General features: G+C 62.7%; 15 protein-coding genes. 7 read left to right on the forward strand and 8 right to left on the reverse strand.

The features are described from left to right. Positions 1-26 precede the first annotated feature (26 nt). The 7 genes from FHS06_RS05375 to FHS06_RS05405 all read left to right on the forward strand — a co-directional run bounded on the left by FHS06_RS05375 (position 27) and on the right by FHS06_RS05405 (position 8,859). Positions 27-1,001 carry a LacI family DNA-binding transcriptional regulator gene (locus FHS06_RS05375; RefSeq protein ID WP_341779884.1) on the forward strand — a complete coding sequence of 325 codons (975 nt, stop codon included), beginning with the start codon at positions 27-29 and terminating at the stop codon, positions 999-1,001. A 104-nt stretch (positions 1,002-1,105) separates the two neighbouring features. After that, a complete protein-coding gene (locus tag FHS06_RS05380) occupies positions 1,106-2,620 on the forward strand; it encodes a sugar ABC transporter ATP-binding protein (protein ID WP_167046411.1) in 1,515 nt (504 codons plus the stop codon). Between the two features lie 165 nt (positions 2,621-2,785). Then, positions 2,786-3,784: an ABC transporter substrate-binding protein gene (locus FHS06_RS05385; RefSeq protein WP_167046413.1), complete on the forward strand. Its 999-nt coding sequence runs from the start codon at positions 2,786-2,788 to the stop codon at positions 3,782-3,784. Positions 3,785-3,932: 148 nt separating this feature from the next. Next, entirely contained in the window at positions 3,933-5,543 is a 1,611-nt protein-coding gene (locus FHS06_RS05390; protein ID WP_167046418.1) for a sugar ABC transporter ATP-binding protein, read from the forward strand. After that, positions 5,540-6,637 (forward strand): ABC transporter permease, encoded by a 1,098-nt coding sequence (locus FHS06_RS05395; protein ID WP_167046420.1) that lies wholly within the window; start codon positions 5,540-5,542, stop codon positions 6,635-6,637. Before FHS06_RS05390 ends, FHS06_RS05395 begins: the two co-directional genes overlap by 4 nt. Continuing rightward, on the forward strand, positions 6,634-7,686 hold the full coding sequence (locus FHS06_RS05400; RefSeq protein WP_167046423.1) for an ABC transporter permease: 1,053 nt from the start codon (positions 6,634-6,636) through the stop codon (positions 7,684-7,686). The genes FHS06_RS05395 and FHS06_RS05400 overlap by 4 nt, the downstream gene beginning before the upstream one ends. Before the next feature lie 195 nt (positions 7,687-7,881). After that, positions 7,882-8,859, forward strand: coding sequence for a zinc-binding dehydrogenase (locus FHS06_RS05405; RefSeq protein ID WP_167046426.1), 978 nt, complete (start codon positions 7,882-7,884; stop codon positions 8,857-8,859). 173 nt (positions 8,860-9,032) lie between these two features. Here FHS06_RS05405 and FHS06_RS05410 read toward each other — a convergent pair whose 3' ends face one another. The 8 genes from FHS06_RS05410 to efeU form a co-directional block, all read right to left on the reverse strand. Beyond that, positions 9,033-11,234 carry a heavy metal translocating P-type ATPase gene (locus FHS06_RS05410; protein ID WP_167046429.1) on the reverse strand — a complete coding sequence of 734 codons (2,202 nt, stop codon included), beginning with the start codon at positions 11,232-11,234 and terminating at the stop codon, positions 9,033-9,035. Positions 11,235-11,238: 4 nt separating this feature from the next. After that, positions 11,239-11,457 (reverse strand): heavy-metal-associated domain-containing protein, encoded by a 219-nt coding sequence (locus tag FHS06_RS05415; RefSeq protein ID WP_167046431.1) that lies wholly within the window; start codon positions 11,455-11,457, stop codon positions 11,239-11,241. A gap of 28 nt (positions 11,458-11,485) precedes the next feature. After that, positions 11,486-11,767, reverse strand: coding sequence for a metal-sensitive transcriptional regulator (locus FHS06_RS05420; protein WP_167046434.1), 282 nt, complete (start codon positions 11,765-11,767; stop codon positions 11,486-11,488). Positions 11,768-11,864: 97 nt separating this feature from the next. Next, on the reverse strand, positions 11,865-12,035 hold the full coding sequence (locus tag FHS06_RS05425) for a CsbD family protein (protein WP_167046437.1): 171 nt from the start codon (positions 12,033-12,035) through the stop codon (positions 11,865-11,867). A gap of 113 nt (positions 12,036-12,148) precedes the next feature. Further along, the gene (locus tag FHS06_RS05430; protein ID WP_167046440.1) at positions 12,149-12,769 is read right to left on the reverse strand and encodes an arsenate reductase/protein-tyrosine-phosphatase family protein; all 621 of its coding nucleotides are present in this window, start codon (positions 12,767-12,769) and stop codon (positions 12,149-12,151) included. Positions 12,770-13,220: 451 nt separating this feature from the next. Then, complete coding sequence (gene efeB, locus FHS06_RS05435) at positions 13,221-14,495, reverse strand: iron uptake transporter deferrochelatase/peroxidase subunit (protein WP_167046443.1); 1,275 nt, start codon at positions 14,493-14,495, stop codon at positions 13,221-13,223. 19 nt (positions 14,496-14,514) lie between these two features. Continuing rightward, positions 14,515-15,747 carry an iron uptake system protein EfeO gene (gene efeO, locus FHS06_RS05440; RefSeq protein ID WP_167046447.1) on the reverse strand — a complete coding sequence of 411 codons (1,233 nt, stop codon included), beginning with the start codon at positions 15,745-15,747 and terminating at the stop codon, positions 14,515-14,517. Beyond that, the gene (gene efeU / locus FHS06_RS05445) at positions 15,744-16,718 is read right to left on the reverse strand and encodes an iron uptake transporter permease EfeU (RefSeq protein WP_167046450.1); all 975 of its coding nucleotides are present in this window, start codon (positions 16,716-16,718) and stop codon (positions 15,744-15,746) included. The genes efeO and efeU overlap by 4 nt, the downstream gene beginning before the upstream one ends. Positions 16,719-16,806 lie beyond the last annotated feature (88 nt).

Genomic DNA, 16,806 nt, shown 5'->3' on the forward strand with positions numbered 1-16,806 from the left:
GGCCGGACAAACCCAATATCCGGCAGGTGGCGGAGATTGCGGGCGTCTCCCACATGACCGTTTCACGTGTACTCAACGACTACCCGAACATTCGGGAGTCCACAAGATCGCGTGTGCTCGAGGTTATCGAAGAGCTCAACTATCGCCCTAACAGTGCTGCTCGAGCACTCGCGTCACAGCGCTCTCGTCGCATCGGAGTGATCGTTGACAGCTCCAGTGAGAACGGGCCAGCCTCAACTCTCCGCTCGGTAGAGCTCGCAGCCCGCCAAGCCGGATATTCAGTGAGCTCGATCGCCCTCGGCAGTGATGTGATGAGCCCGCAAGAAGCGCTCGAACACTTGACGGCTCTCGGCATCGATGCGCTCTGTGTTATCGCACCCCGCTCGTCGTCGGTGTCAACGCTTCGTACCCTCGCAATCGGTGTGCCGGTGCTCGTCATTAAGGCCGACCGTGATCCCACATTCCTCACTGTTGCGGTCGATCAACAGCAGGGCACACGACTCGCCGTTGACCACCTCGCCTCCCTCGGCCACCGCGATGTGCTGCACGTGGCAGGACCACTCGACTGGCTCGATGCCCGTGCTCGCGAGCGCGCATTCCACTCGCGAGCGCGATCGTGGGGAATCCATGAGCGCCCCATCGTGATCGGCGACTGGACCGCTGACTTCGGTTACGACTTCGCCCGCACCCTCACCCAGCTCCCCGACTACACGGCGATGTTCGTCGCTAATGATGAGATGGCGTTCGGCGTCATCCACGGGCTGCATGAAAACGGCTTCTCGGTTCCGGGAGATGTCAGCATCGTCGGTTTTGACGACCTCTCGGTATCACGGCATTTTCTTCCGCCGCTGACAACGGTGCGCCAAGACTTTGCTGCCCTCGGGTCGCGCGTTGTCGAGGCCCTTCGAGCGGCCGTCGAAGGGCATGAAGTGCCGCAGCGGACGGCTATCCCCGCTGAGCTGCTCGTTCGCCAGTCGACGGGGCCCCCGCGCGCGACATAGTTGCACAGTCGAGAGATGGTGAGCAGTACTGCCACCGCGGCGTCTGCCGTAGGCTCAGCTGTCACGAGAACCCCACCCACCCACCGGATTCAACGAGGATATCCATGCACACGCGCCCTCTCGTCGAGATGGAGAGTATCCGGGTCGAGTACCCCGGCGGTGTCGCCGTCGATGGTGTGGACCTGCGCCTTTTCGCCGGCGAAGTGCACGCCCTCATGGGAGAAAACGGTGCGGGCAAGTCGACGATCGTGAAAGCGCTCACGGGTGCCGTGCGGATGCAGTCGGGCACCATCCGCATCGATGGCGAAGAGCTGAAGACCGGGTCGACGGCTGACAGCCTTGCCGCAGGCATCGTGCCCGTGTACCAGGATCGGTTCCTTTCTCCGACCCTGAGCATCGCCGAAAACGTGATGCTCGGCAGCGAAGTGACGGGTCGCTTCGGAATCAACTGGCGCGCGACGCGCAGACGCGCTGTCGAAGCGCTGGGGGAGCTGGGGCTCGACCTCGATCCGTATGCGCTGCCCTCTTCGCTACCGCCGGCGACCCAACAGCTTGTCTCCATCGCACGCGCAATGGTGGGGCGGCCCCGCATCGTGGTTCTTGACGAGCCGACATCGAGTCTCGACGCGCAAGAAGTGTCGCTGCTTTTCTCCGTCATCGAGCGCCTCCGCGCGCGGGGCGTGGCGATCCTATTCATCTCGCACTTTCTCGAGCAGGTGTACGCGATCAGCGACCGCATGACGGTGCTCCGCGACGGGCGCCGCGAGGGCGAATATCTCACTCGTTCAATTGATCGCGCAGACCTCATCTCTAAGATGATTGGCTCTGACATCACGTCGTTGCAGGCCCTCGGCTCGCAGCGACAGGAACACCGTCACGAGCCCACAGGCAAAGCTGTTTTGCGCATCGAGGACCTCGGTAAACGCGGTGCCCTCGGATCGACAAACCTGGAGCTGTTCCCCGGAGAGATCGTCGGGCTCGCTGGGCTGCGCGGGTCGGGTCGGTCAGAACTTGCCGATCTCATCAGCGGGGTTGAACGAGCCGACGCGGGAAGAATCTGGATAGACGAGCGGCTCGCTCACCTCACAGATCCGCGAGCAGGACTCGCTCACCGGATTGCGAGATCCGGCGAGCATCTGAGCGATGACGGCCTGATCGGTGAGCTCAGCGTCGCTGAGAACATCACGCTTGCGCTGCAAGCTATGCGTGGATGGACGCATCCGCTGTCATCTCGGGAATCGGCAGAGCTCGTTGCCTCTTATATAGAGGCCTTTCGCATCAAAACGCCCTCAGCGCGCACTCCGGTCCGTGAACTTTCGGGCGGCACGCAGCAGAAGGTGCTCTTGGCGAGGTGGATGGCCACGCGCCCACGCGTGCTCGTGCTCGATGAGCCGACGAGCGGAATCGATATCTCCGCAAAGATCGACATCCAGCAGCGTATTGCGGCGCTCGCGACCAGCGGCGTCTCGATCGTCTTCATCTCTTCGGAACTCGCAGAGATCGTGCGCTTAAGTGATCGCATCGTGGTGTTGAAAGACCGGGAGAAGATCGGTGAAGTGGCAAACGGGCCTGGGCTCACAGTCGACACGATCGTTGAAATGATCGCCGCGGACGAGTGAAAATATGCCGTGTTGACCGCTGCTGCGCGCCCGTGACAAAAATGAGATAGAAGAATCTTGTTACCGGTAACAGTTACCGCTAACATGATGAACGTCAGCACAAAGAGTGTGTCGTCGTTCGCATTGCGGCCCGGTCCGCGCGAGCGATCTCAAGGAGGAGATTTCATGGCTATCAAGAAGAAAATGCTCGGCATTTTGGGGTTCGTTGGCGCTGGAGCGCTCGCCCTCAGCCTCGCAGGTTGCTCGTCTAACGGCGACGACGCAGGCGCCGGCAGCGACGGTGACCTCACGACAGTTGGCTTTGTCGCAGTGGGCCCCGAGGGTGCATGGCGTCAGGCGAACGAGACCAACATTCAGGACACGTTCACTGAGGCGGCCGGCTTCGACCTGAAGTACGCGCCCGCAACAAACCTCGACCAGAAGTCACAGATTGACGCATTCACGTCGTTCGTCGACGAGGGCGTCGACGTCATCCTGCTGTCGGCAACCGAAGGTTCCGGCTGGGAAGACTCGCTCTCACGTGCACAGGAAGCCGAAATTCCGGTCATCCTGATCGACCGTGGTATCGAGCCGGATGACACGAGCCTGTACGTCACCCGCATCGCGCCCGACAACTTCGAGGTCTCGAAAGAGTCGGCCGAATGGGCTGTCTCCGAGTTCCCCGATGGTGCCAACTACGTAACCCTCGAGGGCCCCGCGGGCGTCTCGGTTGTCAACGAGCGCAACAAGGGCTGGGACTCTGTCATGGACAGCGAGTCGCAGTTCGTCCAGGTTGACGCACAGACAGCAAACTGGTCTGCCGAAGAGGGCAAGAGCGTCATGGAGACGATGCTCAAGGCCAACAACAACGACATCCAGCTCGTGTTCGCACAGAACGACGAAATGGGTCTCGGCGCGGCACAGGCTGTTGAAGAAGCTGGTCTGGTTCCCGGAGAAGATGTCAAGATCATCACGATCGACGGCACGAAGGCAGCCATGGAGGCTCTCGCCGACGGACAGCTGAGCTACGTGCACGAGTACAACCCGCTCTTCGGACCGACTGCACTCGAGGTTGTGCAGAAGGTACTCGATGGCGACACAGTTGAGTCGTACATCATCGTTCCGAGCGAGGCGTTCGACTCTGCTGAGGCCGCTCAGGCAGTTCTCGCGGACCGCCAGTACTGATTCCTTAGGTAACAAGCGGCCTCGTTAATAAACGACGTCGGTAGTAACCGACAACGACGCGGTGCGGAGTAACTCACCCGAGTACTCCGCACCGCGTCTCGGCCGCACCGCGTGCGACAGCTGCTCGGAAAGAAAACAGGAACACCACATGACTGGAACACTGCCGATCGTCGAGATGCACAACATCTCGATTGAGTTTCCCGGCGTAAAGGCGCTCGACGACGTCGACTTCCGCCTCTTCCCCGGAGAGGTGCACGCCCTGATGGGCGAGAACGGTGCGGGAAAATCGACCCTCATCAAAGCCTTGACGGGTGTCTACAAAATTTCATCCGGCTCAATCGTGGTCGCTGGTGAGACCAAAGAGCTGCACGGAACCGCCGATGCTCAGGCTGCCGGTGTCTCGACCGTGTATCAAGAGGTCAACCTCTGCGCGAATCTCTCCATCGGTGAGAACGTCATGCTCGGCCACGAAGTGCGGGGCCTGTTCGGTGTCAACTGGCGCGCCACGCACGAGTCCGCTCGTCGGGCCCTTGCTCGCCTCGGCCTGGACTACCTCGACACTCATCAATCCCTGTCGACGCTGTCGATCGCAGTGCAGCAGCTCGTTGCCATCAGCCGCGCGATGGCCATTAAAGCCAAGGTGCTCATTCTTGATGAGCCCACTTCAAGCCTCGATGCGAAAGAAGTCGAGGGGTTGTTCACCGTCATCCGCTCGCTTCGCGACGAAGGCGTCGCGATTCTTTTCGTCTCCCACTTTCTCGACCAGATCTACGCCATCAGCGACCGCTTGACGGTGCTACGAAATGGCCAGTACGTCGGCGAGTACATGACGCGTGAGCTCGACCGTGGCGAGCTGATCTCGAAGATGATCGGTAAAGACCTCGAGTCGCTTGCCGCCCTCGGGGGAAATCGCCAGGTCGGAGAGCGCGATCGCGACACCGCGCCGCTCGTCCGCGCCGAAGGTTTCGGAAAACGCGGCAGCATGGGCGCCACAGACCTCGACATTCACCGTGGTGAGATCGTTGGGTTTGCGGGTCTCCTGGGTGCCGGTCGCACCGAGTTCGCCCGCATCCTCTACGGGGCAGACAAAGCCGACTCGGGCACCCTCAGTATCAAGGGTGAGAAGATCACGCTGTCGTCTCCCGTCGATGGACTCGACCACCGCATCGCGTACTCCACCGAGAACCGTCGTGACGAAGGAATCGTTGCCGACCTCACAGTGCGCGAAAACCTCGTGCTGGCCGTGCAAGCCAAGCGCGGCTGGGCGCGGCCGATGTCGCGTCGCGAAAAAGACGAGATCGTCGATACCTATATCAAGGCCCTCAACGTTCGCCCCGCAGACCCGTCGCGCTTGATCAGCGAGCTCTCTGGTGGAAACCAGCAGAAGGTACTGCTCGGCCGGTGGCTTGCGACTGAACCCGAACTACTGATTCTCGACGAGCCGACCCGAGGGATCGACGTCGGAGCAAAAGCCGAAATTCAAGAAGCTGTTGCAAAGCTCGCCGAAGGCGGCGTCTCGGTCGTCTTCATCTCTTCGGAGCTCGAAGAGGTCGTGCGACTGAGCGAAAAAATTGTGGTCTTGAAAGACCACCAGAAGATTGGTGAGATCATCAACGAGCCGGGAGTAACCGCTCAAAAGATTGTCGATGTGATCGCCGCGCACGGAGTGAGCGAGGCGAAGGCCGAAGAACACAAAGTCGAAGAAGACGCAGTCGAAGCGGAAACATACGCCGCAGCAAGCGGTGAGGAGCACCAATGAGCGGGCAGACAAGTGGCGCAGCGTCGGTGTTGCGCGACATCATCCGAAAGCCCTATTTCTGGGGAATCATCGCAATCGTGGCGCTCCTGCTGCTGAATGTGCTGAAAGACCCGAGCTACCTCGCCGTGAGCGTGAGCCCATCGACGGGCTACCTCGTCGGCAACCTGATCGACATCATGCGGTACTCGGCACCGATTCTCATGATCGCCATCGGAATGTCACTTGTGATCGCAACGGGTGGAATCGACCTCTCGGTCGGGTCGATCATGGCCGTCTCGGGCGCTGTCTCGATGCAGTTGCTGAGCAACGTGGATGCCTCGACTTCGGTCAGCGCGGCTCTTGCCGCCGTCGGGCTCGCAATTCTCATCAGCGCATTGCTCGGCGCAGTGAACGGCGCACTTGTCGCCTACATCGGGTTGCAACCCTTCATCAGCACGCTGATCATGATGCTCGCCGGTCGAGGAATCGCCAAGGTGATCACATCGGGTCAGAACACCGCGGCATCCAATGAGCCGTTCCGCTGGATCGCGAACGGATTCATCTTCGGCCTGCCGGTGATCTTTCTGATCGCGATCATCATCGTCATCATCGTGAGCGTTGTCGTTCGAAAGAGCGCCCTCGGCCTCATGATCGAAGCAATCGGTATCAACCCCAAGGCGAGCCGTATGGCGGGAATCAAACCCCGCGGCCTCCTGATGACCGTCTACATCGCCAGCGCATCGCTCGCCGGAGTCGCCGGAATTTTCTCGGTGGGCACCGTGATGACCGTCGATATCTCGCGCACCGGCTATCAGATGGAGCTCGACGCGATTCTCGCCGTCGTGATCGGTGGAGCATCTCTCGCCGGAGGTAAGTTCTCCCTCGGTGGCGCCGTCGTCGGAGCGCTGTTGATTGCAACGCTCGATAAGACAGTGCTCTTCCTCGGGATCTCGTCGTCGGCAACACCCGCCTTCAAGGCGATCGTGATTGTCGCGCTCTGCCTGCTGCAGTCGCGCCGAGTGCGTGCATGGTTCGTCACGCGGAGAAAGCCACCGCTGTCTCCGCCCCCGCCCAAACAGAAGACCCCCGCGACGGCGCAGGAGGTGTCAGCATGACCACCATCAACGCACCCACAAAGAAAACCGAGACACCTCAGGGAGTCACGGCGGGTATCTGGCAGCACATTGTGCGCGTCGTCACGACAAACCCCGCGGCACTGCCGACGATGGCAGCCGTCGTGATCTTCGCCTCAATGGTGATCTTCGGAGAAGTGGCTTACGGCCGAATCCTGCAGTACAGCACGCTGTCGAACCTGCTGGTCAACAACGCGCACCTCATCATCATGGCCGTCGGCATGACGTTCGTCATTCTGACGGGAGGCATCGACCTCTCGGTCGGAGCCGTCATCGCCTTCTCGAGTGTCGCCGGAGTCATGCTCTCCAACGCCGGGTGGAACCCACTCGTCGTCATCATCGTGATGATCGTTTCGGGAACTGCGTTCGGTTTACTCGCGGGTGTGCTGATTCAGTACTTCAATGTGCAACCGTTCATAGCGACGCTCGCCATGATGTTCTTGGCGCGAGGACTTGCCTCGGTGCTGAGCACGACCCCCGAGCGCCTCGGCGATGACTCGCCGATTCGGGCTCTCGGTACGCAGTTCAAGATCATCGACGGGCCGAAGGTGAACGACCTCGTCATCACCCCGGGTGTGATTATCGCCATCGTCGTGGTCTTGATCGCCTTCTTCGTCTTGCACCGCACCCGCACTGGGCGCACCGTCTACGCGATCGGCGGATCGGAATCATCGGCAAGCCTCATGGGGCTCTCGGTCTTCCGCACGAAGCTGCTCGTCTACGTGATCTCGGGAACGCTCTCGGGAGTCGCCGCTGTGGTTTACACCTCACGTCTCGGCATCGCGCAGAACATCACCGGCGTCGGCTGGGAGCTTGACGCGATCGCTGCCACCGTTATCGGTGGCACGCTCCTCACCGGTGGAGCCGGTTACGTCCTCGGCTCCGTCATCGGCGCACTGGTGCTCGGTCTTATGAACGTGCTCATCACGCGAGATGGCAGCATCGCCCCGGAGATGACGACGATTATTACCGGCGGCATCCTGCTGGTCTTCGTCTTGCTGCAGCGCGCAGTAAGCCGAAGGCGAACCTAGCTGCCGGTCGTTTGGTCGGAGAATCGCGTTCAGTCGGAGGGTTTAGAGCCCAGGCATCCGACTGAACGCGATTCTCCGTTTTTGTGGTGTGCGGCATAGACCGCGCACAGGATGGGGGAGCAACATGCGAAGGGGAATATCTCGCGGCGCTGCGCCGTTGTCACCCTGGTACCTCACAAAGGAAGAAGGAAAAATATGCGTGCTGTGATCCATCACGAATTCGGAGAACCGTCGGACGTTTTGACGGTGGAAGATGTCGCAACCCCCGAGCCCTCAGCCGGCGAGGTGCGAGTGCGCACACTGATGTCTCCGATTCACAACCACGATCTGTGGACGATCCGCGGCACCTATGGCTTCAAGCCCGAACTCCCTGCCCGTGCCGGAACCGAAGCAGTCGGCGTCATCGACGCGCTCGGTGAGGGCGTCGAGCACCTGACAGTTGGTCAGCGTGTGGCAACCGGCGGCACCTTCGGCGTGTGGGCCGAATACTTCATCGCGAAGGCTGCGGGCCTGATTCCCGTGGATGATGCAGCCCCCGACGAGGTTGCATCTCAGCTCGTCTCGATGCCGTTCTCCGCGCTTGCGCTGCTCGACTGGCTCGATCTGAGCGAAGGCGACTGGATCATCCAGAACACTGCAAACGGAGCGGTTGGCCGTCTGCTTGCGCAGCTTGCCCCGACTCGTGGCATCAACGTCGTTGGCCTTGTGCGTCGCGACGCCGGTGTCGCTGAACTTGCCGCGCAGGGCATCAACGGTGTCGTGTCGACCGAAAGCGACGGCTGGGAAGCCCGTGTCGCTGAGATCACGGGTGGCGCCAAGATCGCTGTCGGTATCGACTCGGTAGGTGGTGACGCCACCAACGAGGTCGTCTCGCAGCTCGGCGAAGATGGCACCCTTGTCGTCTTCGGCGCCATGGGGGCCCCGACGATGACAATCAGCTCCGGCTCGGTCATCTTCAACAACATCACCGTCAAGGGGTTCTGGGGAAGCCGCGTCATGGGCTCACTCGACCCGAAGCGCCGTGGCGAGCTCTTCACCGAACTTCTCACGCGCGTAGGGGACGGCACGCTCTCGTTGCCGACCGAAGCCGTGTACTCGTTCGACCAGGTGCGCGACGCTGCTGCTGCTAACTTTGTCGCCGGTCGTGCGGGCAAGGTCATGCTCAAGCCGTAATCGACTCTGGGTTTGGCGCCCGCTTCTTCTTCGGAAGGGGCGGGCGCTTTCGTGTGTGCGGGGTTTGCGTGGCGTGCGGTCGGAGAATCGCGTTCGGTCGGAGGGAATTGAGGTGCGGCATCCGACTGAATGCGATTCTCCGACGTTACGCGCGGGGCGCGTGGGGGGTGGGGTTACTTGAAGCGGCGCAGGCGCAGGCTGTTCGTCACCACGAAGACCGACGACAGGGCCATGGCGGCGCCCGCGATCAGGGGGTTGAGCAGGCCGAGCATCGCAAGTGGGATCGCAGCTGCGTTGTAGGCGAATGCCCAAAACAGGTTGCCCTTGATCGTGCCGAGTGTGCGACGAGAAAGACGGATGGCGTCGGCCACAACCCGCAGGTCACCCGAGACGATCGTGATGTCGCTGGCCGCGATAGCAGCATCTGTGCCGCCGCCCATTGCGAGCCCGAGGTCTGCGGCGGCAAGCGCTGCGGCATCGTTCACGCCGTCGCCGACCATTGCCACCGTGCGACCTTCGGCCTGAAGTGCACGGACAGCATCGAGCTTGCCGGCGGGCGTGATACCGGCGCGTACGTCATCGATACCGACTGCGGCTGCCACGTGACCTGCGGCACCGGGGTTGTCGCCCGTCAAGAGCACCGGGGTAGGGCCCAGTGCCTTCAACTGTGCCACGGCCTCAGCGCTTGTGGGCTTGAGCGTGTCGGCGACGGTGATGAGTCCGAGCGGGGCGCCGTCGCGACCGACGGCGATGACAGTGGCTCCCTGTGCTTCGCGGGCGGCGGCGGTGGCGTCATCCGTTTCGATTGCCCACTGCTCATGCAGCCACGACGCGCGACCGGCAACGGTGAGGGTCTCACCGACCATTGCCTGCACGCCGAAACCGGGGTGAGAGAGAAAGTCGGTGGCAAGTGCGGGGTCAGTTTTCGCGGCTGCAACGATCGCGCGAGCAACCGGATGCTCCGACCCGGCTTCCACCGCGGCAGCAATTCGCAGCAGCTCGTCGCGAGAAACACCCGCGGCGGGAAGCACCTCGGTGACGCTCATGGTGCCGGTTGTGACCGTACCGGTCTTGTCGAGCACGATCGTGTCGATGGCGCGCGTCTGCTCGAGGATTTGCGGTCCGCGAATCAAAATCCCGAGCTGTGAACCGCGGCCGGTACCGACGAGCAGGGCGGTCGGGGTGGCGAGCCCGAGCGCACACGGGCAGGCAATGATGAGTGTTGCGACGGCCGCGGTGAACGCCTGATCGAGCTCGCCACCGACCAGGAGCCAGCCGACGAACGTTGCGATCGCGAGCACGATGACGACCGGGACGAAGATCGCTGATACGCGGTCGGCGAGGCGCTGTACCTGCGCTTTTCCGGTCTGCGCTTCGGAGAGAAGTCGACCCATGCGGGCAAGCTCCGTGTCGGAACCGACGCGGGTGATGTCGATGATGAGCCGACCGCTCACATTGAGGGTTGCTCCAACGACACGAGAACCTGCCGTGACTTCGACCGGAGTCGATTCGCCGGTCAGCATGCTCGCGTCGATAGCGGATGCCCCGTCGCTAACGAGACCGTCGGAGGGAATCTTTTCGCCCGGACGCACGACAACAGTGTCGCCGACGGCGAGTTGCGCCACCGGAACCGGGCGTTCGATGCCGTCAACGAGCACACTCGCGGTCTTCGCTCCCAGATGAAGCAGCGACTGCAACGCCTCGGCCGACGACTTCTTGGCGCGTGCTTCAACGTAGCGGCCGGCGAGCAGAAAGACCGTTACGAGAGCTGCAACTTCAAGGTAGATCTCATCGCTCGCGTGCGCGTCGCCGAACAGTGAGAAACTCATCGTCATGCCGGGCTCGCCCGCCGAGCCGAAGAACAGGGCGTACACCGACCACGTGAACGCCGCGATCACACCGAGGCTCACGAGGGTGTCCATCGTGACACCTCCGTGGCGCGCGTTGACAGCCGCAGCGCGGTGGAACGGCCACGCGCCCCATACGGCGACAGGGGCCGCGAGAGTCAGCGCCAACCACTGCCAGTTCGTGAACTGCCACGCCGGCACCATCGACAGCACCGCGACGGGCAGGGCAAGTGCCGCACTGATCAGAAGCCGACGACCAAGGGCTGCGGTTTCGGTGTCGCGCGGTGTTTCTTGTGCTGTCTCGTCGGCGGCCGGTGGTGCCGGGACTTGCGCCGAGTAACCGGCGGCTTCAACCGCGGCAATGAGGGTTGCGGCATCCGCTGATTCTGTTGTGACCTGAGCCTTTTCGGTGGCGTAGTTGACGCTCGCTGTGACACCCGGCACCTTGTTGAGCTTTCGTTCGATGCGAGTGGCGCATGACGCGCACGTCATGCCGGTGATGTCGAGTTCGACCTCGGTGGTGCTCATGGCGTCATGCCTGGGCGATGACGTAGCCCGCCTCGGTGACGGCCTCATCAATTGCATCGTTGTCGAGCTCGGATGCCGCGCTGATCGTGACCTGCGAGATACCGCCGGGGTTCAGATCGACCGAGACAGCATTGACACCGTCGATTTCGGTGAGCTCTTCGGTGACGCTCGAGACGCAGTGGGCGCACGTCATACCCTGCACGGGAACAGTGATGTTGATCATGGTGTCGATGTCTTTCGCTTCTCGTCGGTTAGGAACGGACCAGGCGGGCGATCGCTTCGTTCGCCTCGCGGATCTTTTCTTCGGCTACCGACCCGCCCTGAGCGCTCGCCTCGGCGACGCAGTGGCTGAGATGGTCGGCGAGGAGCGACAGCGCCACGGCCTCGAGGGCCTTGGTAGCGGCGGACACCTGGGTGAGGACATCGATGCAATACGTGTCTTCTTCGACCATGCGGGCGATGCCGCGCACCTGGCCCTCGGCGCGCTTTAGGCGTGCCAGCAGCTGATCTTTATTGTTCGCGTACCCGTTCATGGGATATAGCCTACCCCCCTAGGGTATGAAGCGCGCGGAGTGTGCACAAAAAAGATCCCCAGGCCTGAGCCTGAGGATCTTTTTATGTAGTGCTGGATTACTTGAACGCATCCTTCACGTTCTCGCCAGCCTTCTTCATGTCGGCCTTGGCCTGGTCGCCCTTGCCTTCGGCCTCAAGCTCTTCATCGTTGGTCGCCTTACCGGTGGCCTCTTTGGCCTTGCCCGAGACGTCTTCTGCAGCGTTCTTGATCTTGTCGTCGAGTCCCATGAGGATTCCCTTCAGTCGTCGGGGCTTCCTGTTCGGAAGTACTTCCACGCTACGTCCGAGGGCATCGGGACAAAAAGGGGGTCGCGTTTTTCGCGCAACAGGCGTATAGGGCGCTAATCCTGGGGCTGGTTCTGGCCTTGGTTCTGGCCCGCCGCGATCCGGACAAGTCGCACGACCTGGACTAGTGCGGGGTCGAGTTGCGCGCCCGAAAGCTCATACATGTCGACCGAGCGACGGTACGGGTCGACAACGTCGTCATCGGTCGGGTCGGCCGGCGGCGCGACCAGACCGCGACGTCCCGCGAGGTGTTGCAAAACGGCGCGGAATCTCTCGTGCGGGTCGGAGCCTGCGGCATCCGCGGCAATCATGAGCGAGGCATCCGTCGCGCGCTCGGCGAGGCGCTCAAACTCGCGCGCCGTGAAAGCCGAGCGGATGCGGGAGGGGGACAGCTCAACGACAGCACGGCGATGCTCGCGCGCCATCGCCAGTACGAGGTCGGGCGTCTCGAGGTGCGACTCGTTGAGCCACCGCGCGTGGTGCTGCGCGATATCGGATGCAGGCACGCCACGCTTCGTCGCGAGCTCAGCGGCCTCATCGGGCATCCCTTCGCCGACCATGGCTCGAACGCCCGCGCTAGAAACTGTGGCAATGCCATCGAGCTGCTGGCGGAGGAGGAGTTCGGCAAGCGGGGACCGGCAGATATTGCCGGTGCAAACGGTAAGGATTTCGAGCACCGAGGCGCCTTCCCATGTGGATCGGTCGCGGAAGCAAGGGGGTGCCCGCGGTGGGGCACGAGGGCGAGCCTACCGGGTTCGCGCGGTGCGCCCGGAGTTGTGGGCGCGGTGGACAGGTGAGCGGGCGTGCGTGTTTTGGGTGTGCGCACTAACTCAGGCAATCCGTCGTGGGGATTTCCGTAGAACTGCGGATTCGTGCGGGAGGCGCAAGGAACGGATGCCGTTCTGCCTGAGTTAGTGCAGGGTGGTGGGGGAGAGGCGCCGCAAGAGGCAGCGAACGCACCCGGGCATCGCTGGGCGCTCTGGGAGAGGGTCGCCGTGGAGCCGACTCCGGGTACGTGCACTAACTCAGGCAAACCGTGGTGGAAGAAATTTCGGAACCGCGGATTTGCGGGAAAGGTGCCGAACACGGGCGCAGCCCTGCCTGAGTTAGTGCGATAAAGGGCGAGGGTTAGGAGAAGAGGCCGGCGCCGACGTAGGAGCCGCTCGCGGCTCCCGGCGGGACCGCCCAGATGCCGGAGCCCACGTGCTTGAGGTACTCGCCCATCACATCGGTGGAGAGCTTTTTCTGGATTGCGATGAACTGCTCCGGCGACCGCTGGTACGACAAAAAGAACAGCCCGGCGTTGAGCGAACCAAGCTGGTCGTTGCCGTCGACGAAGTTATATCCCCGACGAAGAATACGGATGCCGTTGTTCATATCCGGATGCGCAAGCCTGACGTGCGAGTTGGCATCAATCGCTGTTGAGCCCGACGAACCGGTCGCCTCGAAGTCGGGTTCGGTGAACTCGTCGCCGCCCGAGAGCGGTGCGCCGTGGGCCTTGTCGCGGCCCACCGAGCGTTCCTGCTCTTCGAGGCGCACGCGGTCCCACGTTTCGATGGTCTGCCGGATGCGGCGGGCCACCAGATAGCTTCCGCCGGCAAGCCACGCGGGGCTCTCGGCGGATGCCGCCCACACATGCTTCTTCAAAGCTGACGTGTCGTCGGCCAAAATGTTGGCGGTGCCGTCTTTGAACCCGAAAAGGTTCCGCGGAGTCGCCTGAGCGCTCGTGGTCTTGGACGTGCGCCCGAATCCGAGTTGTGACCATCGGAGTCGCGCCCGACCGAAGGCGATACGCGTGAGATTTCGGATGGCGTGGAATGCGACCTGCGGATCGTCAGCGCAGGCCTGAATACACAGGTCGCCACCCGAGGACAGCGGATCGAGAGCATCGCCAACGAACGCCGGGAGGTCTTCGAGCAGCGCGGGTTTCTTGGAGGCAAGCCCGAAACGCGAGTCGAAGAGGGCTGGTCCGACGCCGAACGTGAGAGTGAGGGCGCTCGCGGGTAGCCCCAGCGCTTCGCCGGTGTCGTCGGGCGGCGCGAGCGGAGATCCGCCTACGGCGCCGGAGGCGCTGACGTCGAGGCCCTGTGTCATGCGCGACGCGGCATATGACCAGTCCTGCAACAGCGACTGCAGATCTTCGGCCGTCGCGCCATCGGCGAGATCGAACGAGGCGAACTGCATGTGGTCTTGCACCGGCGTCGTGATGCCCGCCTGGTGGGTTCCGTAGAACGGGTGGACCGTGGCATCCGCTTGCTGTTTTGACACCGCAGTTGCCGTGACAGCGCCGCCCGTGGCGCCGATCGCGAGTCCCGCCGCGCCCGCACCGAGCAGGCCGATGAGGCCGCGGCGGCTGAGCCCGCCGGTGGGGGCGGCGGGCTCGCGTTCGATGTTTTCGGTCATAACGGTGCCGTATTTTCGCTCACGAAAGTACTGTCACGGTGAGCTGCGACAGCGGCTCGGCAAGCGTATTAATGAGGTTGGTGAGCTCGCGCTTGTTGGCCTCGGTGAGCTCTGAGTAGTTCACGAAGCCGTCTGCGAGGCTGCCGTACTGCGCGAGGTCTGCCTCGAGGTTGGCGTAGCCGTCATCGATCTGAGCGACCAGGGCTTCGCCGTCGTCACCCTTCGACTCAGCCAGATCGCGTACGAGCGAGTACGCCATCTTCGAGCCCTCGACGTTCGCTGCGAAGTCGTAGAGATCTGTGCCGCTCCACCAGTCTTCTTCTCCCGAGATCTTGCCGGTTGCGACCTCATCGAGCAGTGCGATCGCACCGTTTGAAATGCCGGCGATGCCCTGGGTATCGAGCGCGGTCTGGAAGTCGTCGGAGTGAACGTAGTCATTGAGCTCTGCGACATCGGACACGAGCAAAGCTGCGAAATCAGCGCGCTCGGCGTCGGTCGACGGCGCCCAGTTCTCGTACGCCGACGTTTGACCATCGGAGTTGAGAGCGTCATCCGCCGGTACCCAGAGGTCTTTTTCGATGCGGTGGAAGCCAGTCCAGTCGAGGCCCTCAGCCACGGCGTCGACCTCACGGTAGTCGATGCGCGGGTCGAGGTCGCCGAGTGACTCAGCGACCGGCTCGATGCGCTCGTAATAGGCGCGCACCTGGGGGAAGAGCTCACGCGCCGTCTCATCGTCGCCCGCGATGTACGCCGCGGTCAGCTCGTCAACGGCCGGAACAAGCTTTTCTACCTGGTCTTTGACGAACGAGCCGTAAAGATCGACCGCCTGTTGCATCTGTTCGGCGTCGTCACCGGTCGCCTCGACCTGGTCGCCTGTCACCGAAAAGCTTGCGCGCCCCACGCCGTCGCCGACCATGCCGGGCTTACACAGCGTGTAGTAGTCACCCGGCTGCGCCGTGACGGTGAGAGTGCGGGATGCCCCGGGCGCAACGTTTTCGACCTCGCCCACGATCCGGAGCCCGTCTTCGGCGAGAAGGTAGAACTCTGTCGTATCGTTTCCGGAGTTTGTGATCTCGAACGTCAGGTTGCCGCTCGTGGCGGTCGCGGCCGAGACCTCACAGGTGTCGGCGGTGCTTGTGACTGTCAATGCGTCGCTGGATGCGGCATCCGTCTTGGCGACGCAGCCTGCGAGAACCAGCGACAAAGCGCCTACGGCGGCGACGCCTGCCAGGGTGCGGGTCGTACGGGTCATGATGCTCCTTGCTGTGGCGTGTGGGCGTGCTCGGGCGCTGGCGCCGTTGCAGAAGTAGGGGCGGGAGAAGTTTGTGACACGGCTGTTTTTGACACGGATGCCGGGCGGCGCATGTTTCGGAAGAACACTGTGCCGACGATGCCGACATAGAGCACCCAGGCGATGACCTGGAGCCAGCTCATCTGCGGCATGAAGCCGACTGTGGCCTGCAGGATGGCGGCCAAAGCGCTGCCGGGCGCTATCGCGGAGGTGACGTCGAAGGCCCATCCGAACGGGAAAGCGCCCCACCCGACAGCGACCGCGCCGGTGAGCGCGTCAAGGGGAGCGGCAGTCGTGAAGGGGCCGGGGAAGACGCCAGCCTCTTGCAGATCGTGGATCGCGTAGGCGAGTACGCCGGCGGCGACGATCACGAGGAAGCCGCCCGTCCAGGCGAAGAAGATGCGGAGGTTGAGACGCACGGCGCCCCGAGCAATGAGCCATCCGAGCGCTGCCGCCGTGAGAAGACCGAGAAGTGCGCCGAGGAGGGCGAGGGGTGCGTCGCCGAATGACTGCACCATCGACCACAGCAGCAGCGTGGTTTCGATGCCCTCGCGGGCGACCGAAATGAACCCGATAAGAACAAGGCCCCAGAGCGCACCGGAGGCGAGAGCGCGGTCGACTTCACCCTCGAGGGTGCGCTTCATGGTGCGGGAGGCCCGCTGCATCCAGAAAATCATCCAGGTGACCATGCCGACGGCGACAAGCGAAAGGGTGCCCCCGATGATCTCTTGCGCCTCGAACGTAAGGGTGTAGGCGCCGAACGTGAGCACTGCCCCAATCATGAGCGACAGCACGATCGCGGCTGCGACCCCGATCCACAGTCGCGGCAGCACATCGCGTCGGCCGAGGCGCGCAAGGTATGCCGCGAGGATGCCGACGACCAGTGCGGCCTCGAGGCCCTCGCGGAGGCCGATCAGAAAGGTAGCGAGCACGGAAAAATAGCCTTCAGCGGATGGGTAGGCTTACTGAGGTTAGGCAAGCCTTAGCGAGAGTACCTCTTCATGGGCCTGGTCTACAACG

The organism is Microbacterium halimionae (genome assembly GCF_011761265.1).
Taxonomy (GTDB): Bacteria; Actinomycetota; Actinomycetes; order Actinomycetales; family Microbacteriaceae; genus Microbacterium; species Microbacterium halimionae.